The organism is Kaistia terrae, from assembly GCF_026344005.1.
Classification (GTDB): Bacteria; Pseudomonadota; Alphaproteobacteria; order Rhizobiales; family Kaistiaceae; genus Kaistia; species Kaistia terrae.
Genome location: NZ_JAPKNH010000002.1, coordinates 290506 through 315348, shown reverse-complemented (window position 1 = coordinate 315348; position 24843 = coordinate 290506). Strand labels below are relative to the sequence as shown.

The window sequence follows — 24843 nt, the reverse complement described above, 5'->3', positions numbered from 1 at the left end:
TTTCCGCCCGTCTCGTCTATCGATGCGCCACCTCAGAAACCGTTAGAAGACCACATATGGACGCCCTGACCGGACCCGTCGATCGCCGCCGGACCTTCGCCATCATCTCGCACCCGGATGCGGGCAAGACGACGCTGACCGAAAAGCTGCTGCTGATGGGCGGCGCGATTCAGCTTGCCGGCGAGGTCAAGGGCAAGCGCGACCGCCGCCAGACCCGTTCCGACTGGATGGGCATCGAGCGTGAGCGCGGCATTTCGGTCGTCACCTCGGTGATGACGTTCGAGTATGGTGGCAAGATCTTCAACCTGCTCGATACGCCGGGCCATGAAGACTTCTCCGAAGACACCTATCGCACGCTGACCGCCGTCGATTCCGCCGTCATGGTGATCGACGCGGCCAAGGGCATCGAAGACCGCACGCGAAAGCTGTTCGAAGTTTGCCGCCTGCGCGACATCCCGATCGTCACCTTCATCAACAAGCTCGACCGCGAGACACGCGACCCGTTCGAACTGCTCGATGAAATCGAAAAGGTGCTGGCGCTCGACACCGTGCCGATGACCTGGCCGATCGGTCGAGGCCGCGAATTCGCCGGCACCTACGACATCGTCGCCCGCACGGTCCGCCGCATCGACACCGATAATTCCATCATCCCGGTCTCGGGCCCGAACGATCCGAAGATCGACGGCCTGACGACGCCGGAAGCCATCGCCACGTTCCGCGAGGAAATGGAGCTGATCGAGGGCGCCGGCAACGGCTTTGACGCCGACAGCTTCCGCCAGGGCCATCTGACGCCGGTCTATTTCGGTTCGGCGCTGCGCAATTTCGGCGTCCACGATTTGATCGACGCGCTCGCCGCCTTCGCCCCCTCGCCGCGCCCGCAGCAGGCCGAGGGCCGCATCGTCGAGCCGACCGAGCCGAAAATGTCCGGCTTCGTGTTCAAGATCCAGGCCAACATGGATCCGAACCATCGCGACCGCATCGCGTTCCTGCGCGTCTGCTCCGGCAAGTTGCAGCGCGGCATGAAGGCCAGGCTGGTCCGCACCGGCAAGCCGATCCCGCTCTCGAGCCCGCAATTCTTCTTCGCGCAGGACCGCCTGCTCGCCGACGAAGCCTTTGCCGGCGACGTGGTCGGCATTCCGAACCATGGCACGCTCCGCATTGGCGACACGCTGACCGAGGGCGAAAACCTCGTCTTCCGCGGCGTGCCGAGCTTCGCGCCGGAAATCATGCGCCGTATCCGGCTGCAGGATCCGATGAAGGCGAAGAAGCTGAAGGAAGCGCTGCAGCAGATGGCCGAGGAAGGCGTCGTGCAGGTTTTCGTGCCGCATGATGGCTCGCCCGCGATCATCGGCGTTGTCGGCGCGCTGCAGCTCGACGTGCTGAAGGAACGCATGCAGGTCGAATACAGCCTGCCGATTGACTTCGAGCATTCGCGCTTCACGGTCTGCCGTTGGGTGACCTCGTCCGACAAGCTGGCGCTGGAAACCTTCGTCGATCGCCATCGCTCGTCGATGGCGTCCGATCTCGATGGCGCGCCCGTGTTCATGGCGCCGTCGGCCTTCGAGCTTCGCTACGAGTTGGACCGGACACCGGCCGTCATCGCCAGCGAGATCAAGGACTACCAGCGCGAAGAAGCGGCCTAGCCGCGAAGAGCTGAGCCGGCCCCAGGTCCACCGGACCAAGGGGCTGGTCGTGTCCTGCGGCAAGGTGCAGACTGTCCGGGATCGCCATCGGCGATCCTGCGAGGGACAGGTCGATGCCGGTCGATGTGGAAACGCTGAAGCAGATCTTCCTGGCGCTGCCAGAAGTGCGCGAGGGTATCACCCACGGCACCCTCTCCTTCTATCTCGGCAAGACCTTCTTCGGCCGAATGCAGGATGACGGCACGACCTTCGCGCTGAAGATGAATTTCGATGATCGCGATATGCTGATCGTGATCGAGCCGGAGATCTTCTTCACCAACGATCATTTTCGCGGCTATGCGTATGTGCTGGTCCGCTTGCCGGCGATCGATGCCGACAGGCTGGCGCCGCTGGTCGAAAAATCCTGGCGACAGACGGCCCCGAAACGGCTGCGGCAGGCCTTCGATCCGGCTCAAGGCTGAAGAGATTCTCAATCTCGGATTGTAGTTCGACATTGCATTTCGTCACGGAATCGGCGGATTGCCGTGTTGATAGTTCGCTCAATCGATTCCGGGCCGCGCGACTTCGGCCCCTGACATTCACGGCTCCGTGCCATCCCCCCTTTCGGAGGTTCCCATGCGAAAAGCTGGTTTGCAGCTCGCGACATTCCTCGCCTTGGCCGTCTCGGCCGCTCCCGCCTTCGCCGCCTCCTGCAAGGATGCATCCGGCTTCCCGGCCTGGCTCGACGGCGTCCGACAGGAAGCTGCCCAGAGCGGTATTTCAGCCAAGACGATCTCGGCGCTGGACGGCATCGCCTATGCCCCCGACGTGGTCGCCAAGGATCGCGCGCAGAACGTCTTTTCGCAGAGCTTCCTCGAATTCTCCGACCGCATGGTCGCCAAGTACCGCCTGCAGAAGGGCGCGCAGCTGATCAAGCAGAACGCCAAACTGTTTGACCGGATCGAGAAGGATTATGGCGTCCCCGCCGCCGTGCTCGTTGGTTTCTGGGGCCTCGAGACTGATTTCGGCGCCGTTCTCGGCGACCTGCCGACGCTGCGCTCCTTGGCCACGCTGGCCTATGATTGCCGTCGTCCGCAGCTCTTCCACGACCAGTTGATGGCGGCGTTGGCCGTGATCGAGCGTGGCGACCTCACGGCAGCCGAGATGAAGGGTCCTTGGGCCGGCGAACTCGGCCAGGTGCAGTTCCTGGCAACCCACTACCGCGATTTCGCCGTCGACTATGATGGTGATGGCCGTCGCGACCTGATCAAGAGCGTGCCGGACGTTCTCGCTTCCGCCGCCAACCTGCTGGTGCATGAAGGCTGGCAACGCGGCCAGCCCTGGCTGACGGAAGTCCGCGTTCCGGACAATCTCGACTGGTCGCAGGCCGATCTGCAGATCCAGCATCCGGTCTCAACCTGGCAGAAGATGGGCGTCGCCGCGGCTCCGGGCTCGAAGATGCCCACGGCAGACCTCAAGGCTTCTCTGGTTCTGCCGATGGGCCGCCATGGCCCGGCCTTCCTCGCCTACCAGAACTACCGCGTCTACATTGAATGGAACCAGTCGTTCATCTACGCGACGACGGCCGCCTACTATGCGACGAGACTGGCCGGCGCACCGGCAGTGGGGCGCGGCGACAACGCCAAGCAGCTTCCCTACAAGGAAGTCATCGAGTTGCAGAAGCTGCTCGCCAAGCGCGGCCATGACGTCGGCAAGGTCGACGGCATGATCGGCGCCGGCACCCGTTCGGCAGTCAAGGCGATGCAGATCGACCTCGGCATGCCGGCCGATTCCTATCCCGACGCCGCGCTGCTGCAGCGCCTGCGCGCCGGCAGCTGACAATGAGGAGGCCGGGCGGCAGCGCCCGGCCTTTTTTCCGGACCGCGCCTGCCTCAAGTGGGAATCGCCCCGCACCCGCAAGGGGCGCCCAGCGGTTGCACTTCCAAGCATCTCGCGATCTGAGGGAAGATAATCCGGCATCCCGGAAAACCTTGGACCCTCATTCCTTCGGCCAGAAGCGCGCTTGCCCTATTCTTTGCCCAATCCATTTTCTGGGCAGAGATTTCGCCATGTCCCGTTTGATCATTCCCGGCTGGCAGGGGTCCGGCCAAGGCCATTGGCAGCGCCGCTGGCTCGATGTCGACGCCGACGCGCGCATCGTCGAGCAGGATGATTGGCATGCGCCAAAACTCGAAGCCTGGCTTGCCCGTCTCGATATCGCAGTCCGCCGGGCAAGGCAGCCGGTCCTGATTGCCCATAGCCTCGGCGCAGTTCTGGTCGCGCACTATGCCCGACGTTATCCGCGCGCGCCGATCGCCGGCGCGCTGCTGGTGGCCCCGGCCGACACCGAGTCCCTCGCTGCCGATCACCCGCTGGCCGATTTCGCACCGGTTCCGCTGGCACGCCTGCCCTTTCCCAGCACGCTCGCGCTGAGCCGCAACGATCCGTATATCTCGGTCGAGCGCGGCCGGCTGTTTGCCTCGCGCTGGGGCTCGGAACTGGTCGATCTCGGCCATGCCGGCCACGTCAATACCGAGAGCGGCCATGGCCATTGGCCCGCCGGCTTCTGGCTCGCCTCGCAACTGGGCAGCCAACCGATCTGCGCCGCAGCCTGATTCGACGGTCAGCGCCCGCGCACGACTCCTGCTCGCTATCGCGACCGCCAATCGCCTCGCTCACGTTCTGCCAAGTTGACGTCGAGATGACGTCGCGTCCCGATCCGCTGCGCCGGCCTCCTGTCCAGCACAGCGATCGGATTGCAGCCGTTTGGCGGCGGTCAAGACAGACGCGTTGCGTCAAAATAGATCGGCACCTATAGTATTCCTCGGACTCATGTTGGGTCAGTGCGTCGCCAGACGCGCATGGCGTGGTCGGCCTTCTTGGCTCAATCGCAAACTCGGCGCCGCCTCCCCCAGGCCGCGACGCCCCATACCGAGGTAGAAACATGGCCAGTTCAAGAGCTCCGCTTGGCATCGGCGGATGGTTGCTTGTCATCTTTGGAATCATCGTCGCGCTTGTTGGCGCGCTGCTCGGCGTTCTTGGCGTCCAGCTGATCTTGCTGGGCGGCTCCTGGTACTACGCGCTGGCGGGCCTCGGACTACTGATCGTAGGCATCCTGCATATCATGCGCCGGCCGGTCGCGACGTGGCTGTACATCGTGATCCTGCTGGCGACGATCGCCTGGGCGGTGTGGGAAGTCGGCCTCGACTTCTGGCCGCTGGTGCCGCGCCTCGTCGCCCCGGCGGTGCTCGCCGTCATCGCGCTGATCCTCGTGCCGGCCTTCCCGGCCCGCAACGGTGTCCGCCGGTCGTCTGGCCCGGCCATCCTGCTGGCCCTCGTCCTGTTCGTCGCGCTCGGCGCGGCCGTCGTCTACGCCTTCGTTCCGCATGGCGTCATTCGCAATGAAATCGCCTCGGCCGAGGCGCCTCCGGCTGTCCCGGCCGCGGCGGTCGGCGCGACCGACTGGCGTCACTACGGTCGCACGTCGCACGGCACCCGCTATGCACCGATCGACCAGATCAACCGCGATAATGTGAAAGACCTGAAGGTCGCCTGGACGTTCCAGAGCGGCGATCCGGCCATTTCGGGCTCGGAAGACCAGAACACGCCGTTGCAGGTCGGCGACACGGTCTATACCTGTTCGCCGCACAACATCGTCCACGCGCTCAACGCCGAGACCGGTGAAGTGCGCTGGAAGTTCGATCCTGAGGCGAAGTCGCCGCTCTGGCAGCGTTGCCGGGGCGTCAGCTACTACGAGCCTGTGACCGTCCCCACGGCCGAGACTCCGGCCGTCGCGCCGGCAGCGACCGAGGCAGCTCCGGCTCCCGCCGATGGCACCGAGACCGCCGCCGCGCCGACCGCGGAAGCTCCCGCTGATCCCGCCCCCGTCGCCGACAATTGCGGCGCCCGCATCGTCATGACGACGATCGATGCCCGCCTGATCCAGATCGACGCCAAGACCGGCCAGCCCTGCGCCAGCTTTGGCAACAACGGCACCGTCGATCTCAAGAACGGCATGGGCGACGTCAAGGCCGGCTTCTACTTCCAGACCTCGGCCCCGACCGTCATGCGCGACCTGATCCTGGTCGGCGGCTGGGTCTGGGACAATGTCGAGACCGGCGAACCCTCGGGCGCGGTTCGCGCCTTCAACGCCCGCACCGGCGAACTCGCCTGGGCCTGGGACCTCGGCAACCCTGCCATCACCGGCGCTCCGCCGGCCGGCGAGACCTATACGCGCGGCACGCCGAACGTCTGGTCGACGCCGAGCTATGACGACGCGCTCGGCCTCGTCTACCTGCCGACCGGCAACGCGACGCCCGACTTCTTCGGCGCGCATCGTTCGAAGGCGGCCGAGGAATACACGGCCTCGGTGGTCGCCCTCGACATGAACACCGGTCGCGAGCGTTGGAAGTTCCAGACCGTGCATCACGACCTCTGGGATTATGACGTACCCTCGCAGCCGGCGCTCTACGACGTGCCGGATGGCAAGGGCGGCACCACCCCGGCCCTGATCCAGGTCACCAAGCGCGGCCAGATCTTCATGCTCGACCGGCGCGACGGCAAGCCGATCGCCGAAGTGCAGGAAAAGCCGGTTCCCCAGACAGGCGGCGTCAAGGAGGACTTCGTCTCCCCGACCCAGCCCTATTCGGTCGGCATGCCCTCGATCGGCACCGAGCCCTTTACCGAGGCACGGATGTGGGGCGCGACGCCGCTCGACCAGCTGTTCTGCCGCATCGCCTTCAAGAAGATGCGCTATGAGGGCGAATTCACCCCGCCCGGCACCACCCGCTCGCTGATCTTCCCCGGCTACTACGGCGGCATGAACTGGGGCAGCGCCTCGGTTGACGAGGCCAACGGCCTGCTCGTCGTCAACGACATCCGCATGCCGCAGTTCGTCGAACTGCTGCCGCGCGCTGTCGCCGACACCTATGGACCGTCAGCGGCGCATGACGGACTCGGCACGCAGCTCGGCACGCCCTATGGCGCACTGAAAAACGGCTTCATGTCGCCGCTCGGCGTGCCCTGCCACCAGCCGCCTTATGGGACGATCACCGGCATCGACCTGAAGACCCGTCAGATCGCCTGGCAGGTTCCGGCGGGCACGCTGCAGGATACCGGCCCGCTCGGCTTGAAGACCGGGCTGCCGATCCCCGTTGGCATGCCTTCGCTCGGCGGTCCCACGACAACGGCTGGCGGCCTCGTCTTCTATGCCGGCACGCAGGACTATTACCTGCGCGCGCTCGACAGCAGGACGGGCGAAGAGCTTTGGAAGGGTCGTCTTCCCGTCGGTGCCCAGGCAACGCCGATGACCTATGTGTCGCCTGAGTCTGGTCGCCAGTTCGTCGTCATCTCGGCCGGCGGCGCGCGGCAGTCGCCCGATCGCGGCGACTACATCGTCGCCTACAGTTTGCCGAAGGCGAACTGATCCGCCTCAAGAGGCCATCCGATCCAGGGGAGGACGCGCAAGCGCCCTCCCTTTTTCTTTGGAGGTCCAGTGTCGCCTCGGGTTCGCAACCTCCCGCTGGGCGAGCCCGTAACCGCGCAAGGCGAAAAACACGCAACGAACGACCACACGTTGGTTCAAAATTAAAAACGACTTCCTTTATCGTCTAAGGCGTCATTGCCTAAGGTAATGGCACGGTCGGATGATCGACCGCCGCGGCGATTTCAGGATCGGCTTGCCCCGCGCCAACAACGGCTAAGCCCCAAAGGGAGACGCGCCATGACAACCCGGCTCTGTTGATCGACCCACGGGTTGAGGTCGCCTGACGGCGACGCCGCATCGAAGCGGCACCTTCCGAAATCACTGCTTTCTCCTGCGCGCTCCCGTTCCGCGAACGGATGCTCGCGCGCAAAATCCGGGACAAAACCATGTCGAAATTCACCCGCCGCACCTTCGTCGCCACGGCCGCCGCGATCGGCCTGACCTTCGCCGCCGGCGCCACGGCCCGCGCCGACGAGACCAAACTGACGATCGGCTACCAGACCGTCGTCGAGCCCTCAAAGGTTCCGCAGGCCGACGGCGTCTATGAAAAGGCCGCCAACGCCAAGATCGACTGGAAGAAGTTCGATTCCGGCGCCGACGTGATTGCCGCCATCGCTTCCGGCGCGATCGATATCGGCTATGTCGGCTCCAGCCCACTCGCCGCCGCCGCCAGCCGCGAACTGCCGATCGAGACGATCTTCGTCGTCGGCCTGATCGGCGAGTCCGAGGCGCTGGTCGTGCGCAACGGTTCCAACATCAACGAGCCGAAGGATCTCGTCGGCAAGAAGGTCGCCGTGCCCTTCGTCTCGACGACGCATTACAGCCTGCTCGCCGCGCTGAAGCATTGGAACATCGATCCGAAGACCGTCGAAGTCCTGAACCTGCGTCCGCCGGAGATCGCGGCCGCCTGGGAGCGCGGCGATATCGACGCGGCCTATGTCTGGGATCCCGCACTCGGCAAGATCAAGGAAAACGGCAAGGTCTTGACCGACTCCGCCCAGGTCGCGACCTTCGGCGCACCGACCTTCGACGCCTGGATCGTCCGCAAGGAATTCGCCGCAGCACATCCGGAAGCCGTGAAGGCCTTCGTGAAGGTGACCGGCCAGTCCTATGCCGACTTCCGCGCCAAGCCGGACGCCTGGGACGCCAAGTCCGAACAGGCAGCCAAGATTGCCCGCCTGACGGGCGCCAAGATCGAGGAAGTTCCGGCCCTGCTCAAGGGCTACCACTTCCCGCTGCTGGAAGAGCAGGCCTCCAACGCAGTGCTTGGCGGCGGCACGGCCAAGGCGATCGCAGACGCCTCGGCCTTCCTCAAGGAGCAGGGCAAGATCCAGGCAGTCCTCCCGGATTATAGCGGCTACGTCACGACCAAGTTCGTCACCGAGGCGCAAGCCTCCAACTAATGTCGTCGCGGCGGCCGACGGCGGCCGGCCCATGTCGCGACAACATCCGGCCCGTTCCGCGCCCCTCTGTCGCGGAACGGGCCAAAACATTTTCTGGAGGGCGGATGCCCTCCTCTCAAGGTGCACGAGATCAACTCACTCGCCGTCATCCCGGGCATAACCCGGGATCCATACAGCCAACGAGCATTGGCGGCTGAATGGGTCCCCGCCTTCGCGGGGATGACGCCAGAGGGGGGAAGATCGCGAACGATGGCCGAACCGGCCAACAAGGGAAACAGCCATGCCCCATCTCGCGCTTGAGAGCGTATCGCTTCGCTATGACGGCGGCGCGCCGGTGCTTTCGAATGTCTCGCTCGACATAGCTTCCGGCGAATTCGTCGTCGTGGTCGGGCGCTCCGGCTGCGGCAAGACTTCCCTGCTGAACCTGGCCGCCGGCTTCCTCCACCCCACTTCAGGTCGCGTTCTCGTCGATGACAGGCCGGTCGCAGGCCCTGGCGCCGAGCGCGCGGTCGTCTTCCAGAATGACGCGCTGTTCCCTTGGCTCTCGACGGCGGAAAACGTCGCTTTCGCCGCCCGCCTTGCGGGGGCGAGCGCTGCCGAACGCCGATTGCAGGCGGATCGCGCGCTCGAGATCGTAGGCCTCGCCGGGCTTGGCGACCGGCCGGTCTGGCAACTCTCCGGCGGCCAGCGCCAACGCGTCGGGCTTGCCCGGGCGCTTGCCGCAGAGCCTGACTTCCTGCTGATGGACGAACCGCTCGGCGCGCTCGATGCGATGACGCGCGAGACTCTGCAGGACCTGTTGCTGCAGACCTGGGGCCGCAATCGCGCCGGGACGCTTCTGATCACGCATGGCGTCGAGGAAGCCCTCTATCTGGCGACGCAAATCATCGTGATGGCGCCCGGGCCGGGCCGCATCATCCGCCGGCTCGATGTCGATTTCGGCCGCCGCAGACTGGCAGGCGAAAGCGCCCGGTCGATCAAGGCGAGCCCCGCCTTCGTCGAAGCGCGCGAAGATCTCCTCGACAGCATCTTTGAAAGGGAAGCGGCATGAGCCTCGATCTCGCCGACACCGCCCTCGGGCGACCGCGGGCCGCTGAACAGAGCGAAACCGAGCCGTCCACAACGCGAAAGCGCCCGGTCGTCGCCATCACCGCCACGCTGACAATCATCGCGCTGCTGCTGGCGTGGACCGTGGCCGCGCATTTCAAGCTCGTCTCGGCGCTGTTCCTGCCGTCGCCCTTCGAGGCCGGCAGGGCTTTCCTGAGGGTCGCCAGCGAGGGTTTCGTCGACGCCACGCTGTGGCAGCATCTCTCCGCCAGTCTGGGTCGCGTTTTCGCAGCACTGGTCGCCACGACGCTGATTGCCGTGCCGATCGGCTTCTCCATAGGCGCGAGCCCGATCGGACGCGGCATCTTCGATCCGATCATCGAGTTCCTGCGGCCGATCCCGCCGCTCGCCTATCTGCCGCTGGTGATCATCTGGTTCGGCATCGGCGAGCCGTCCAAAGTCCTGATCATCGGCATCTCCATGCTGGCGCCGATCGTCATCTCGACGGCATCCGGCGTGAAGGGCGTCGACACAGACCGGGTGAACGCGGCCCGCTCGCTCGGCGCGACGCGGGCGCAACTCGTGCGCCATGTCGTATTGCCCAGCGCCCTGCCCTCGATCCTCACCGGCATCCGCATTGCGCTCGGAGTCGGCTGGTCGACGCTGGTCGCGGCCGAGCTCGTCGCCGCCTCGCGCGGCCTCGGCTTCATGATCCAGTCGGCGGCGCAATTCCTCGTCACCGACGTCGTCCTGATGGGCATCCTCGTCATCGCCGCCGTCGCCGTCGCGTTGGAAGCGGTCCTGCGCTGGATCGAACGCCGGCTGGTTCCCTGGGCCGGCAAGGCGTGAACCGCCGGGATCAACGACCCCACCGAATGTTCTAGGAAGGTTAAGCCCTCGCCCTTAAACTGGCGGTTGAACATCCGGCGGGGGGATCGATCCGTGTTGAAGACGTTTGGAGCCGGCCTTCGCGCCGCGGGCTTTGCCGTGGCAATCCTGGCAGCAGGCTGCTCGTCGATCGATACCACCCCGATCAACCAGACGGGGCCTGTAGCGGGCCAGCCATCGCCGACCGCCCTGCCCGACCCCCAGGACGATGGCAGCACGATCGTGGCGTTGGCGTTTTCCGGCGGAGGTTCGCGCGCCGCGGCCTTTGCCTATGGCGCGCTCACAGAGCTGGATACGCTGATCATCGACGATCACCCCGTCGAACGCAGCCTGGTCGATGACGTCCGCTCGGTCGCCGGCACGTCCGGCGGCGCGGTGATGGCCGCCTATCTCGGCTACAGGGGCAAGGACGGCTACGTCGACTTCCGGGAACGCTTCCTGGAGAAGAACGGCGAAACCTACATGCGAACGACGGTGACGCCGGCCAACCTGGTCCGCACGGCCGTCAACGGCGGCGCCAACGACCGCAGCACCTTTGGCCGCTTTCTCGACGAAGAGGTATTCGACGGCTCGACCTATGCCGCGTTCCGCAAGCCGGACAGGCCGCTTGTCTGGATCACCGCATCCGACATCTATAACCGCACGCCGTTCCTGTTCACCCAGGATACGTTCTCGGCGCTCTGCAGCGACCTGGATCAGGTCAAGATCGCCGATGCCGTCGCCGCTTCCGCAGCCTTTCCGGTCGCGTTCGCCCCGGTCGTGATCGAGACCCCGGCCAGGGGAACCTGCAACTACAAGCGGCCAGACTGGCTTCAGAGAGCGCTGGATTCGGACAATCCTTCGGTCCGGCTGCACGCCTATGCGCGGATGCTCGATTCCTACCAGTCCAACAGCGACCTGAAATATGTCCGCCTGCTCGACGGCGGCCTGACCGACAATCTCGGCATCGGCGCCCTGTCGCTCGAACGGGCCCAGGCTAACACGCCCTACGCTCCGCTATCGGCCTATCAGGCCGTCCGGATCCGCAACTTTCTGTTCATCGTCACCGATGCCGGCGTCGAGAACCCCTACGATTGGGGAGCGGCGAAGCCGCCGCCGCATCTCAGCAAGATCCTGCGCTCGGTCGCCGATACCACCATCGCCGCCTCGACGCGCAGCAGCTTCGACGCGGTAGACCTCGCCTTCAATCAATGGCAGCAGCAGTTGATCGAGTATCGCTGCGGGCTCTCGAATGCGCAGGTGCTCCGCTTGCGCGGCACCCTGGCCGGCTGGAATTGCCGGGACGTCGTGGTCACCACCGAACACCTGACGTTCCGCGACGCCGACCCGTCACTCTATCCCCAGCTGAACAAGATCCCGACCCGGCTCCGCCTCGACAGGCAGCAGGTCGATCTCGTCATCCAGGCCGGCCGCGAGGCTGTGCGGCGCAATGCCAATATCCAGCGCGTTGCCCGCGAAACGCACCAACGCTCCCGGCTCTTCGACGCGGCTGGCCCGGCGCAGTTGGCGCGCAACTAAGATCCATCAGATCCCGATACCGTCCTCGGTGCGGTCGAGGATCAGCGGGATGATCAGGTCTTCCTCGTCGGCGAGATGGCGCATCAGGCCCGCCAGCATCGTCTCGCTGGAAGTGGCATAGGCGTCGCTCGCCCGCCGCAGCGCATCCCGGTCCCCGTCGAGCGATCTCAGGAATCCGGTCGCCGTCTCGGCAACCGCTTCGATCCAGTGATGGATCGTCTGGTGATCGCCATCCAGCAATTCGAACCCGCGCGCAAGGCGAGGTTCCGCCGCCGTGAAAACCGGAAAATACTGGTAGTCCTCGATCTGGTGATGACCGTGCAGGTCGTTGAGGAAGCGCTGCAGGCGCGGCGCCAGCCACGGCCCGAAGGCGCTGGCTTCGATCCGCTCCTCTCGAAAATCGACGAGACCGGCGCCGATGCGGCCGCCGAGATCCCGGAACGCATCGTGACGCTCCAGCCAGAAACGCGCCGTCATGCCGAGATTGGCATGCCCGCTCCAGACCTCGCGCGGATAGAGCGCCGCCAGATAGCGCAGCTCCTCCGGCAGTCCGGTCCGGGTTTCGAGCGCAAGCGCGGCAGGGTCGATCATCGAAGTCACCAAACGCCACAAGGGCTGTGAGAGGCGTCATAGGCGACGCCAGCCCCGACAGATAGGGATGCTGACGGCCAAACCAAGGGAGAAGCCCGGCCCCTATGCCGGGGGGCAAATGGCGAGGTTGTGCGAACGCGGACTTCGCAATCGCCAGCGCGACGCGCTATCAACAGCTTGTGCCGCCGCAAGGCGAGCGAGATTCGAAGAGCGTGCCCAGGTCTCCGGGCCAGTCGCGCGCCAAGCCGAGGGGAAAGACCTTGACCACATGGATTGTCCTGGCCTTGATCGTGGCCGCCGCGTTCTATGCCGTCAGCCTCTACAACAACCTCGTTGCCAAGCGAAACCTCGCCCATGAAGGCTGGAGCGGCATCGACGTCCAGCTGAAGCGCCGCGCCGACCTGATCCCCAATCTGGTCGAGACGGTGAAGGGCTACGCCGCGCACGAAAAAGGCATCTTCGAGGATGTCGCCGCCAAGCGGGCCGCCAGCATGAATGCCGGCGACGTCAAGAGCCAGGCGGCGGCCGACCAGGCCCTTTCCGGCGCGCTCGGCCGGCTGATCGCCATTTCCGAGGCCTATCCGGACCTGAAGGCAGACGCCAATTTTCGTGAACTGCAGGCGCAGCTGGCGAGCGTCGAGGACGAGATGCAGATGGCGCGCCGCTACTACAACGGCACCGTGCGCGACCTGAACACTGCGATTCAGACCTTCCCGGCCGTGCTCGTCGCCAACATGTTCGGCTTCCACTCCGAAGCATTCTACGAAATCGAAGATCGCGCCGCCGCCCAGATCCCGCCCAAGGTTTCCTTCTGAGGCGCTTTCCATGCTGCGGATATCCGGGTTCCTCTTCGCTTTCCTGCTGGCGCTGGTGCCGTTGGCCTCGGCCAGCGCCGAAGAGCGCATCCTGCGCTTCGTCTCGGACGTGAACGTCCAGAAGAACGGCGATCTCGACGTCGTCGAGTCGATCCGCGTGCAGGCGGAAGGCAACGAGATCCGGCGCGGCATCCTGCGCGATTTCCCCACCACCTACCAGGGCGACAATGGCGCCACGGTCGTCGTCGGCTTCGACGTGGAATCGGTCACGCGCGACGGCCGGGACGAACCCTTCGCCATAGAGAAGCTGGAAAACGGCAAGCGCATCCGCATCGGTTCGGGCGACGTTCTGCTGTCCCCTGGCCCGCATGACTATGTCATCCGCTACCGAACCACCCGCCAGATCGGCTTCTTCGACGATTTCGACGAGCTGTACTGGAACGCGACCGGCACCGGCTGGACCTTTCCGATCGACGTCGCCGAGGCGCGCATCACGCTGCCGGAGGCCGCCTCGTTCGGCAACACGGCGATCTACACCGGGCAGCAGGGCGATCGCGGCCAGGATGCCCGGGTCGTCTCGAAGGAGCCGGGCCGGATCGTTTTTCGCACGACGGAGCCCCTGCCCGCCCATAACGGCCTGACGGTCGCCGCCGCATGGCCCAAAGGCGTTGTCGACGCGCCGAGCGCGAACCAGCGCACGATCTGGTGGCTCAAGGACAATATCGGCGCCCTCTTCGCGCTGCTCGGCGCCGCCGGCGGACTGCTCTATCTGTTCCAGGCCTGGCGCAAGGCCGGCCGCGATCCGGAGCCCGGCCCCGTCATTCCGCTATTCACGCCGCCACAGGGCCTTTCGGCCGCGGCAACACGCTATATCTCCGAAATGGCCTTTGATGATCGCGCCTTCACCGCGGCGATCCTCGATCTTGGCGTCAAGGGCCAGCTCAAGATCGCCGACAGCGGCAAGACGCTGGTGGTAACCCGCACGCCGGGCGGCAAGCCGGTCGCGGCGCCGGAGTCGGCGGCGGCCCAGGCGCTGTTCCGCAGCGGCGGCGAGATCTCGCTGGTCCAATCGAACCACGCGACGCTGTCCAACGCCAAGGCGACGCTGGCGCGGGGCTTGGCCAAGGCCTATTCCGGCACCGTATTCAACATGAACAGCGGGTGGTTGACCGGCGGCGTCCTGATCACGCTGGCGGCCTACGCGCTGGCGGCGGTGGGGCTGGTGATCGCCATGGGCGAGAACGGCATGGTCGCCGCCTTCAGCCTGGTGTTCCTGTCGGTCCCCGCCATCGTCGTCGGACTGACCCTGCGCTCGCTGCGCGGCAGCCCCTGGTACAAGCGGATCTTCGTGCTGCTGTTCATCGGCATTTTTGCGCTCGCTTTCGGCGGCGCGGGTCTCGGCGTCTTCCTGAGCGCCGTTCGCGGCCCGCTCGATTTCGCCGTGCTGATCCTGCCCTTCGCGCTGCTGCCCGTACTCTCCTCCGCCTTCACGTGGATGCGGTCGCCGACGCCGGAAGGCCAGAAGCTGCGGGATGCCATCGCCGGCTTCCGCCAGTATCTCGGCATCGCCGAGGAACATCGGCTCGAAATGCTGCATCCGCCGGAAAAGACGCCGGAGCTGTTCGAGCGCTACCTGCCCTATGCGGTGGCGCTCGATGTCGAAAATGCCTGGGCGGCAAAGTTCGCCGGCATTCTGGCGGCGGCGGGTGCTACGGCGGCGGTATCGAGCTGGTATATCGCCAGCAGCAACCGCGACGCCGGCAGCCTGGTCGATCGCCTCGGCTCCGGCCTGTCGCAGACGGTCGCCTCCGCCTCGACCGCACCGGGTTCTCGTTCCGGCTCGGGCAGCTTCAGCTCCGGCAGCAGCGGTGGTGGATCCTCAGGCGGCGGCGGTGGTGGCGGCGGCGGCTCCGGCTGGTAGAGCGGCGACAAAATCAGCCGCGCCTGTCGAAATGGAACACTCTCATTCGTCGCCTTGCCATAGAGCGACGTTTCGGAGGGACCGATCCATGGACAGCACATTCAAGACCGCAGCCATCCTCATCGCCAGGCTAATCTTCGGCGGCGTCTTCGTCATGGCCGCCACCTTCAAGTTCCTCGATATGGCCGCCACCGCCGGCTACATCGCCTCGGCCGGCTTTCCGTTTCCCCTATTCCTGGCTTGGGTGGCGGCTATCTTCGAGACGGCGCTGGCGATCGCGCTGCTGAGCGGGGCCTTCTTCTCGGAAGCCGCCCTGCTGGCGGCAGCCTATGTCCTGTTCCTGGCGCTCGCCTTCCATGGCCCGTCGCACTGGACCGGCAACCAGGTCGAGTTCGGCTTCTTCATCGACCACTTCACCTTCATCGCCGGTCTGCTGTTTGCTGCCGTGCATGGGCCGGGCGAGAAGCTGGCGCTGCGGAATTCAGTCTTCGAAAGGACTGGAGCCTCTTTCACCGCCCCATGAGCGAGAGGTCTTGGAGCGCTCCCAAGGTCACGACGAAGCACATGGCGGATGGACCAGGCCTCGTCGCCCCGGCGGAGGCCGGGGTCCATAAACACAGGCCGAGAAAATAAGGCACAGCCTTCTGGCGAGGTGCCTGTGTTCATGGATCCCGGCCTACGCCGGGATGACGACAGCGGGAGAGGTCACCTACACGGAGACTGGATAGGATTCCGCGAGAGACGACATTCAGCTTGGGAAGCTGAAGTTCACCCTCTGAACGACACCCTACTTCTTCGCCTGCGGATGCGTTTCCGTGGCGACGCGGCGCTTGAAGCCGTCCAGGATCTTGGCGGCCAGCGCTTCATAATCGCCGTCAAAGTGGTGACCGCCGGTCGTCTTGATCATCTCGACGCCGGTGCCCTCCACCTTCGGGCAGGCGGAATCGTCTTCTTCCTCGCCATAGACGCACTGGACCAGCGCCGGCTTGATCTGCTTCAGATCCGGCAGCGTCTCGCCTTCGCTGGAACTGGTACCGAGGAACTCGCCGACCGAGATCTCGTAGTCCACGGCTTCCGACAGGCCGAGCAGCGAGAGCTGCGTGACAACGTCCTTGGCGTCCATGGGCAGGCGGTTATAGGCAGCCGGCAGCACGTCCGCGCCGAAGGAGTAGCCGATCAGGATGACGTGATCGACGCCCCAGCGCTCGGTATAGGCCTCGATGATGCGGGCGAGATCGGCCGAGGTCTGGTCGGGCGTCTTCTGCGACCAGAAATAGCGCAGTGAGTCGACGCCGACCGTCGGCACGCCCTCCTTCTGCAGCGTCTCGGCGACCGACTTGTCGATATCGCGCCAGCCGCCATCGCCGGAATAGACGATCGCCAGCGTGTCGTACTTCGCCGTCGCCGGCAGTTCGATCAATTGCAGGTCGGCGAGCGGGTCGGCGTCAGACGACTTCGGCACCAGCAGGTGCTGCAGCCGCTCCAGCAGCGCGGCGCGGGCGTCCCCCTCGACCGTCTTGTCCTTAAGCTTGAAGCCCTGCTTCTGCAGGTCGGCGACATGCGCCTTGCCATCGGCGGGGGCCGCGGCCGTGTAGATCACGTCGACCGGATTGGCCGGGTCGCCCTTTTCCAGGCCATAGCTGACGCCGCCGGCGACTTCCGCGCGCGGCGCATCGGTGCAGAGCGGCTTCACCAGCGGCAGCGCCAGCGCGGGATCGACCGCGACGGTGCGGCCAACAGTGGCGTCCGGCGTCTGCGCCGCCAGCGAGAGCGCCAACGTTCCCGCCGTGCCGATGCCGGCGATGACGGGGGAATGGTAGATGTCGGTGCCGAGTTGGCGCTGAATCTGATGGCTCAGATCCTCAATGTCGCCGACGACATAGACGCAGTCCTCGCTTTTGTCGGCCTCGAGGCTGTCCAGGAATTTCGGCGTATCGATGCCGACGACGATAGCGCCCGATTTCTGCAGGCTCGTCGCGGTGGCCTCGTCCTCGGAAGTCCAGCCGCCCTTGTCGGAGAACAGGAACACGGCGCCGGTTGCAGCCTCGGTCGGCAACAGGATCTCCGGCTTGCCGAGCAGTCCGGCATTGAAGCTGTCGGGTTTTGGTGGGGCATCCTGCGCCAGAGCCGGCAGCGATGTGCAGGCAAACAGCGTCGCCAAAAACAGATTCCGGATCATTTGCCCACCACTCCCTTGAGCCCGCCACTGATCAGCACCGTCACATCGGCGAGCGCGAGCGCAGGCGACATGCCCCCCGATACGGCGATGTAACGAGGCTGCCATTGCGGCTGGAACTTGGCCTTGAAGGCCCTCAGCCCGTGAAAATTATAAAAGCGTTCACCATGCTCGAACACGGTCCGGCCCATCCGGTGCCAGAACGGCGCCGCCGGGCTCTTGGAAAGGCCGGCAAGCGGCGCCATGCCGAGATCGAACCAGTGATAGCCCTGTTCCTTCAGATGCAGCATCAGGCTGACGAACAGGAATTCCATCGTGCCGGCCGGAACCTCCGGCTCGAACCGCATCAGGTCGACGGTCGCTTCCTGCTTCATCGTCGTCGTCATGACGGTGGCGAATGCGACGATGCGCCCATCACGACGGACGACAGCAGCCGGCTGCGCCATCACATAGGCGCGGTCGAAGGCGCCGAGCGAGAAGCGTTTTTCGCGGGCGCGATGTTCGGCGAGCCAGAGATTGGAGATCTGCTGCAAATCGTCGATTGATTGCGCCACCTGGTCGGGCTCGAGAAACTCGAAGCTGAGGCCCTCGCGCTGGCTACGGTTAAAGGCATGGCGCAGGCTGGCCCGCTTGGCGCCCTTGAGGTCGAAGGCCTGGAGGTCGACATGCGCCGCCTCGCCGAGCTTGTAGGCGCGCAGGCCTGCATCGGCATAGAGCGCGAGGTTCTCCGGCATCACCTGATAGAACATGGCGCGCCCGCCGGCGGCCCGCGCCATCTCGACGAATTGCCAGATCAGCCCCGGCCAGGAAGAGCGAGGCCCGATCGGATCGAACAGCGCCACCCAGGAATGCGCCTGCCGGCCGAACATGATGAAGGCGCGGCGGTCATCCGAGAACAGAAGCGTCTTGTCGCCCATGCGGACGAGGTTGGCGTCGGGATGCGCCTGCCCGGCCAGGATACTGACCGCCTCGGCGATCTCTTCCGGTTCGGCCTGGCCGGTCTTGCCCTTCGACGGGCGCAACAGCGACCAGGCGGCGAACGAACCGGCTGCGATGACGACGCCGAGCAGCGCCCGCAGGCTGCGCGGCGCTTCCTCGGAAAACTCGAACTGCCACCAGAGCTGGTTCGAATATTCAACGTCACTATAGACGAAGAACATCACGGCGGCGGCGGTGACAATCACCGTCGAGATCGCCAGTATCCAACCGGGCGTCAGGCGTTGGTGCAGCAGCGAGGCCGGGCGGTTGAATTCGCGCCGCGTCGCCAACAGGGCGATGAACAGCAGCGCCAGCGCGATCGACTCGCTGATGGCGATGGCCTTGAGCAGCGACAGCAAAACAGCCAGTCCGGCCGCGATCACGGCCGCCCACCATGCGCCGTCGAGCCGGTGCGCCAGTCCGCGCGCCATCACGATCAGGCCGAGGCCGAGCACGCTTTCGAGGAAATGCGCGCCCTCGACGATCGACAGCGGCAGCAAGCCGGAAAGGAGATCCAGCCGCTGGTCCGAGGCGGGCGTCACGCCCGAGAGAACCAGCACGGCGCCGAGCGCGAAGGTGAGCGTCGCGAGCACGCGCGGCGATAGCTGCGCGCCGGCGCGCAGGACGCGCGAGGCATTGGCGCCCGAGGCGGCGCGCCGCACTTCCATGCCGGTGACGAGACCGGAGGCTGCCAGCAGCGGCACGCCGTAATAGATCACGCGGTAGAGGATCAGGGCCGAAAGCACCTGGTCGACCGAGGCAGTCCTGCCGACGACGGCGATAATCACCGCCTCGAACACGCCGAGGCCGGCCGGCACATGGCTGGCGACGCCGAGGCCGATGGCGACCGCATAGACCGCGATGAAGGCTGGCAGGCCGACATCGGTCTGCGGCAGCAGCACCCAGAGCACGGCGGCGGCGGTCGAGACGTCGATGATGGTGGCGCCAAACTGCGCCAGCATGATGCCGGGGCGCGGCAAGGTGAAGGAAAAGCCACGCCAGCCGATCCGGCCATTGCCGAAGGCGGAATAGGCAAGGAGCGCGCCCAGCGCCAGCAGGATGACGCCGCCGAGCGCCCGGAGCAGCATCGGCGGCAGCGACAGCGGCTCAGCCAGGTCATGCGCCGCAAAGGCAAGGCCAAGCCCAGTGACGCCGGCAAGGCCGAGGCCGAAGGCCACGGTGACGAAGGCCACCACCTTGGCGACGTCGGCCGGCTCGAAGCCGAGGCGGGCATAGAAGCGATAACGAATGGCGCCGCCGGTCAACGGGCCGAATCCGGCGGTATTGCCGACCGCATAGGCGCAGAAGGCGGTCAGCGCGACGATCGGATAGGGCACGCTGCGGCCGAGATAGCGCAGCGCCGAGAGGTCATAGATGCTGAGCGCCAGAAAACTCAGCGCCGTGAAGCCGAGCGCGGCTGCGATCGCCCAGATCGGCGTCGCATGCAGCGTGTCGAGCACGTCTTCATAGTCGACTTCGGCGATGAGTTTCGAGATCGCGAGCCAGACCAGCACGACGACGACGATGCCCGCCACCGCCATGATCGCCGGCTTCCAGGGCGCCAGCACCGCGCGCAGCCGCTCGAAACGCGGCTCGGCCAGGCCGTCGGCGTCCTCGTGGTGATTGGGGGACTCGAAGTCGTCGGACATGGTTTCCCGCGACGGTTCAGGACGGCTTTTGCCTGCCGGACGGATCAGGGTCTCCGGAGGGCTCTCGGCATCCCGGATGGGCATCATGGCGCTGTTGGTCATCTTGAACTTCGCAGCTTCGGCCAAGTCACGGAACTGGATCCCGCCCGGCCGGAGCGCTGCCTTCTCCTTGCATCCTACAGCAAGCTTCAAGGGCTTCAATTCTGGCTGGATTGAGGCCGTTCACTGCGACCCGTGCGCCTCGCGCAATATTGACAGGCGATTGGCGCGACATCGCACGTCCAAATCAAATAGAGCCAGGCGATGCAGATCGCCTGGCTCTTGTACAATGGCTGCGTGACGCTAGGGCGTCAGGCCCACTCGCCCTGACGCATGATCGGCTCGACATTGCCGTCATGGCCGATGCCGTCGATGTCGATGTGGCGCGAGCCGATCATCCAGTCGATATGGATGACGCTCTTGTTGGCGCCGCGCGCCGCCAGTTCGTCCTGGGTCATCTTGTCGCCGCCGCGAATGCACTTGGTATAGGCTTGGCCGAGCGCGATGTGGCAAGCGGCGTTCTCGTCATAGAGGGTGTTGTAGAACAGCAGGCCGCTGGCCGAGATCGGCGACGAATCCGGCACCAGCGCCACTTCGCCGAGACGGCGCGAACCCTCGTCCGTATCGAGCACCTTCGACAGCACGTCGCTGCCCTTGCGCGCATTCGCCTCGACGATGCGGCCGTCCTCGAAGCGCACCGAAATGTCCTCGATCAGCGTGCCCTGATAGGAGAGCGGCTTGGTGCTGGTGACATGGCCCGAGACGCGGCTCTTGTGCGGCGTGGTGAAGACTTCCTCGGACGGGATGTTCGGGTTGCAGACGATTCCGTTCTTGGCCATCGACGCGCCGCCTTCCCATTCATGGTCGTCGGCGAGCCCGACCGTCAGGTCGGTGCCGGGGCCGACGAAACGAAGCGCCGAATAGCGCTTGTCGTTCAGCAGCTTGGTTCGGGCGTGCAGCGCCTTGTTGTGCTCGCCCCAGGCAGCGATCGGATCGACGAGGTCGACGCGCGAGGCGGCGAAGATCGCATCCCAGAGTTTTGCGACGGCGACTTCCTCGGTCTCGTTCGGGAACACGGCCCGCGCCCAGGCCGGCGAGGCGAAGGAGGCGATCGTCCAGTTGATATCGAAGCCGACGATCAATTCCATCGCCGGCGTATAGGCCGCCGAGCGAGCGCGGTTGGCGCGCGAAACCTTGTCCGGGTCCTGACCGGCGAGCAGCGACGGGTTCTCGCCGGCAATGGCAAGACGCGCCGCGCCATTGCGGAAGGCCGAGGCCATGCCGTCGAACAGCCAGCCCGAAGCGATGTCGAAGCTGCCATCCGGAGCGTGGCGATAGCGCATCAGCGTCGCCTCCTCGTCGGAGAACAGCGTCGTCACCAGCGAGGCGCCGGCCTTGTAGGCGTGCTCGGTAATGCGGCGAACCAGCGGCAGCGCATCGATCGATGCCGTCATGACCAGTTCCTGGCCCGGCTGCAGGCCGAGGCCGACGCGAACGGCCACTTCGCCAAGCCGGTCGAGCTTCTGCTCATGGGTGAGCGACGGATCTTTGTTCAACTTCGTCATGGCAGGAACTCCGCTTGTCGTTTCATTCAAAGGATGGGCTCGCGCGAAAACTAGCCCGGAGCATGGCGGGCCGCGTCAGGCGCGTGCCCGGGCGCGATGCTTGGAGACCAGCACGCCGGCATCATGCGGCAGCGCGAAACTGTCATAGAGCCCGATCAGGCCGACGACGCCGACGATCAGGAAGGCGACATGAAAATCCTGAAGCGTCAGCCCGGCGATATCCGGCGTCAGCCAGGCATCGGCCAGCCGCAGCGCGATGGCGCCGAGCGCGATGCCGAGACCGAAGGTGATCTGCTGCACGAGGGAGAACAGCGTGTTGGCGCCGCTCATCCGATCCTGCGGCACGTCGACAAAGGCCATGGTGCCGATGGCGGTAAATTGCATCGAGCGCGCCGCGCCGCTCAGGAACAGCACGACGATGATGACCGGCCAGGGGGTCGCCGGCGTCAGCATTGCGCAACCGAACAGGGTTGCGACGAAGAACAGGCCATTGCCGATCAGCGTGTTTCGGAAGCCGAAGGTGCGCAGCACGAGGCTGGTCAGCGGCTTCATGGCGAGGTTGCCGGCGAACAGCGCCAGCACATAGAGGCCGGCCTGGAATGGATCGAGGCCAAAGCCGAGCTGGAACATCAGGGGCAGCAGGAAAGGCACGGCGCTGACGGCGGTGCGGAATAGCGAGCCGCCCTTCATGGTGACGGCAAAGGTCTGGATCGTCAGCCCGTAAAGGTCCGGCAAGGGATGCGGGTGGTTGCTCGAATGGCGCAGCGCCACCCAGAAGAACAGCGCGCTGGCGGCGAGGATGCCGGCGCCGATCACCCAGTCGCTCTCCGTCTGGCCGACAAGGTCGAGGCCGTACATCAGCCCGGCACAGGCGATGCTGGTCAGGATGAAGCCGAGCCAGTCAAAACCCTGCCGGTCATCACTGCGCTGGTTCGGGATCAGCCAGAAGGTAAGCGCCAGCGCCACGATGCCGATCGGCACGTTGAGGATGAAGATCCAGTGCCACGACGCATAGGTGGTAATAAAGCCACCGAGCGGCGGACCCAGGATCGGCGCGGACAGTGCCGGCCAGGTCAGCACGGCAATCGCACGCATCAGCTCGGCCTTGGACGTATTGCGCAGCACGACCAGCCGGCCGACCGGCACCATCATAGCGCCACCGGCGCCCTGCAGGATGCGCGCGAGCACGAAGGTCAGGACGCTGTCGCTGAGCGCGCAGAACACCGAGGCGATGGTGAAGACCGCGACTGCGGTGGCGAAGACCGTGCGTGCGCCAAAACGATCCGCCATCCAGCCGCTGGCCGGGATGAAGATCGCCAACGTCAGCATGTAGACCGACATGCCGATATTGAGATCGACGGCCTCGACGCCGAACGATTGCGCCATCTGCGGCAACGAGGTCGCGATGACCGTGCCGTCGAGGTTCTCCATGAAGAAAGCCACCGCGACGAGCAGGGCAATCCATGTCGATTTCTGGGTCGATGTCTGGGATGCGGTAGAGGTCATGCCGGCCGCTGGCGCAGGAGAACACAAGGCGACGTGATGCCAGCCGGCGACACATCGGACCACCGAGTCATCGCGCTTTCGGCCGGCGAGCACAAGCGGAATGCGGCGCGACCGTCACGCCGCACACGCTTCATGCGTCAGCCGTGCGGGTTCTCGACCCGCGGCCAGATCGGCCGGTTCAGCTTGCGATAGTCGGTGACGCGCGGGTTCGACGCATAAGGCGCGCCGGCGTCGATGTAGAGGATTTCGGCGGCGATCGGCAGGAATCCGGCGTGGAAATGGTTGGTCGACTTGACCAGCAGCAGTTCCTTCGAGAGCGGGTCGAGGCCGAGATTGGAATAGGCGTCGGGCTCGAAGGTCTGGGTGCGGTTGGTGTTGAGGATCACGTCGATCTCGGTGCCGAGGATACGCACCAGCGCCGTCGGCCCGAAGGTGACCCGGCTGGCGCCAAAACTCTGCCAGCCCTCCGTGACGGCACGAACCACCTCGACCATGGCGTCGATCGGCGCACCGCCGTCCGGGCCGGCCTTGCCGCCGAAGCGGAGCTGGATATGCGCGCCCTCGCCTGCCGCCAGGCAGAAGGTGACGGCGATCGGGTCCCATATCGTCGCCACGGCGACGTTGTTGATGCCGCGCTCGATCATGCGGCGCAGGATCAGGGTGCCGTCGCCGGCGACGCCGCCGCCGGGATTATCCCAGGTGTCGGCGATGACCACCGGCTTGCCCGGCCTGGTCGCGGCGAGCTCCAGCGCCTTGTCGAGGCCGGCATCGATGCTGAATTGCGGCATCATCGTCTTGCCGCGCAGCGAGAAGATTTCCATGCCGAGCTTTTCGGCCAGCGCATCGCCCTCGGCCTTGCGGTTGTCGGTGACCACGAGCATCCGCGTGCCAAGCTCCGGCACGTCGCCGGCCATGAAGCCATGGATCAGCGACACCGACAGGATGCCGTCCTTGCCGTGCATTGCCTTCATCCGGTCGACGAAGGAGCGCATCGGCTCGCGGCTGGTCGGGAACACGTCGATCATCCGGCAGTCGAAGGTAGAGATCACCGGCTTGATCTCGCCGCGCAGCGTGCGGATGGCGAGATCGACGACATGCTCGCCGCGCTCGTAGAAATCGGTGTGTGGGAATTCGAGGAAGGCGGCGAGGATGTTCGAGTTCGCCACGCGCTTCGCCGTCAGATGGCTGTGCGGGTCGAGTTCGGCGGCGATCAGCACGTCGGGGCCAACCATCTCGCGGATGCGCGCGAGCAGGTCCCCCTCGGGATCGTCATAGCCCTGCGCCACCATCGCGCCATGCAGGCCGAGCACGACCGCATCGACGGGCAGGGCTGCCTTGAGTTGGTCGAGGATTTCATCGCGCAGCGCCTCGAAGGTCTGGCGCTGCAGCAGCCCGCCGGGTTCGGCCCAGGTCGCCGTGCCCTCGATCAGGTCGATGCCATCCGCCTTGGCCCGCCGGCGCAGCGCCACCATCGGCGATGAGCAGAGCGTCGGCGTCTCGGGGTGCTGGCCGGGCCCCGCATAGAACGCCATCTCGAAACTGGCCCGGTCGGTCGGAACCGGCGAAAACGTATTGGTTTCGGTCGCGAGCGAAGCGGTGAAGATGCGCATGATGGGGCGTTCCGGGCTCGGGAGCCCCGG

18 protein-coding genes are annotated in these 24843 nt (G+C 65.6%); 12 read left to right on the top strand and 6 right to left on the bottom strand.

What is annotated here, in order from left to right:
- Positions 1–56 precede the first annotated feature (56 nt).
- From OSH12_RS06580 to OSH12_RS06540, 9 genes are all read left to right on the top strand, one after another.
- Positions 57–1643 (top strand): peptide chain release factor 3, encoded by a 1587-nt coding sequence (locus OSH12_RS06580; RefSeq protein WP_266342728.1) that lies wholly within the window; start codon positions 57–59, stop codon positions 1641–1643.
- Between the two features lie 113 nt (positions 1644–1756).
- Complete coding sequence (locus OSH12_RS06575) at positions 1757–2104, top strand: MmcQ/YjbR family DNA-binding protein (protein WP_266342727.1); 348 nt, start codon at positions 1757–1759, stop codon at positions 2102–2104.
- Between the two features lie 154 nt (positions 2105–2258).
- Positions 2259–3461 (top strand): lytic murein transglycosylase, encoded by a 1203-nt coding sequence (locus tag OSH12_RS06570; protein WP_266342726.1) that lies wholly within the window; start codon positions 2259–2261, stop codon positions 3459–3461.
- A gap of 230 nt (positions 3462–3691) precedes the next feature.
- Entirely contained in the window at positions 3692–4237 is a 546-nt protein-coding gene (locus OSH12_RS06565; protein WP_266342725.1) for an RBBP9/YdeN family alpha/beta hydrolase, read from the top strand.
- Positions 4238–4566: 329 nt separating this feature from the next.
- The gene (locus tag OSH12_RS06560; protein ID WP_266342724.1) at positions 4567–7047 is read left to right on the top strand and encodes a membrane-bound PQQ-dependent dehydrogenase, glucose/quinate/shikimate family; all 2481 of its coding nucleotides are present in this window, start codon (positions 4567–4569) and stop codon (positions 7045–7047) included.
- Between the two features lie 446 nt (positions 7048–7493).
- Positions 7494–8510 (top strand): taurine ABC transporter substrate-binding protein, encoded by a 1017-nt coding sequence (gene tauA / locus OSH12_RS06555; RefSeq protein WP_266342723.1) that lies wholly within the window; start codon positions 7494–7496, stop codon positions 8508–8510.
- A gap of 280 nt (positions 8511–8790) precedes the next feature.
- Positions 8791–9561: a taurine ABC transporter ATP-binding protein gene (locus tag OSH12_RS06550; protein WP_266342722.1), complete on the top strand. Its 771-nt coding sequence runs from the start codon at positions 8791–8793 to the stop codon at positions 9559–9561.
- Positions 9558–10406, top strand: a complete 849-nt coding sequence (locus tag OSH12_RS06545) for an ABC transporter permease subunit (RefSeq protein WP_266342721.1) — start codon at positions 9558–9560, stop codon at positions 10404–10406. The genes OSH12_RS06550 and OSH12_RS06545 overlap by 4 nt, the downstream gene beginning before the upstream one ends.
- Positions 10407–10499: 93 nt before the next feature.
- Positions 10500–11963 (top strand): patatin-like phospholipase family protein, encoded by a 1464-nt coding sequence (locus tag OSH12_RS06540; protein ID WP_266342720.1) that lies wholly within the window; start codon positions 10500–10502, stop codon positions 11961–11963.
- Positions 11964–11969: 6 nt separating this feature from the next.
- Here OSH12_RS06540 and OSH12_RS06535 read toward each other — a convergent pair whose 3' ends face one another.
- Positions 11970–12554, bottom strand: coding sequence for a hemerythrin domain-containing protein (locus OSH12_RS06535; RefSeq protein ID WP_266342719.1), 585 nt, complete (start codon positions 12552–12554; stop codon positions 11970–11972).
- A gap of 260 nt (positions 12555–12814) precedes the next feature.
- On the opposite strand from OSH12_RS06535, the gene OSH12_RS06530 reads away from it, so the two are divergent.
- The 3 genes from OSH12_RS06530 (at position 12815) to OSH12_RS06520 (ending at position 15813) form a co-directional block, all read left to right on the top strand.
- Positions 12815–13369 (top strand): LemA family protein, encoded by a 555-nt coding sequence (locus OSH12_RS06530; protein WP_266342718.1) that lies wholly within the window; start codon positions 12815–12817, stop codon positions 13367–13369.
- Positions 13370–13379: 10 nt separating this feature from the next.
- Entirely contained in the window at positions 13380–15290 is a 1911-nt protein-coding gene (locus OSH12_RS06525; protein WP_266342717.1) for a DUF2207 domain-containing protein, read from the top strand.
- 88 nt (positions 15291–15378) lie between these two features.
- Positions 15379–15813 (top strand): DoxX family protein, encoded by a 435-nt coding sequence (locus OSH12_RS06520; protein ID WP_266342716.1) that lies wholly within the window; start codon positions 15379–15381, stop codon positions 15811–15813.
- A gap of 264 nt (positions 15814–16077) precedes the next feature.
- Here OSH12_RS06520 and OSH12_RS06515 read toward each other — a convergent pair whose 3' ends face one another.
- The 5 genes from OSH12_RS06515 to OSH12_RS06495 all read right to left on the bottom strand — a co-directional run bounded on the left by OSH12_RS06515 (position 16078) and on the right by OSH12_RS06495 (position 24813).
- Complete coding sequence (locus OSH12_RS06515; RefSeq protein ID WP_266342715.1) at positions 16078–17469, bottom strand: AcvB/VirJ family lysyl-phosphatidylglycerol hydrolase; 1392 nt, start codon at positions 17467–17469, stop codon at positions 16078–16080.
- Positions 17466–20093, bottom strand: coding sequence for a bifunctional lysylphosphatidylglycerol flippase/synthetase MprF (mprF, locus tag OSH12_RS06510; RefSeq protein WP_266342714.1), 2628 nt, complete (start codon positions 20091–20093; stop codon positions 17466–17468). Before mprF ends, OSH12_RS06515 begins: the two co-directional genes overlap by 4 nt.
- A gap of 350 nt (positions 20094–20443) precedes the next feature.
- A complete protein-coding gene (locus OSH12_RS06505; RefSeq protein ID WP_266342713.1) occupies positions 20444–21697 on the bottom strand; it encodes an aminopeptidase in 1254 nt (417 codons plus the stop codon).
- Positions 21698–21772: 75 nt separating this feature from the next.
- Entirely contained in the window at positions 21773–23203 is a 1431-nt protein-coding gene (locus OSH12_RS06500; protein WP_266342712.1) for an MFS transporter, read from the bottom strand.
- 137 nt (positions 23204–23340) lie between these two features.
- Positions 23341–24813, bottom strand: a complete 1473-nt coding sequence (locus tag OSH12_RS06495; protein WP_266342711.1) for a M81 family metallopeptidase — start codon at positions 24811–24813, stop codon at positions 23341–23343.
- Between the last annotated feature and the right edge of the window lie 30 nt (positions 24814–24843).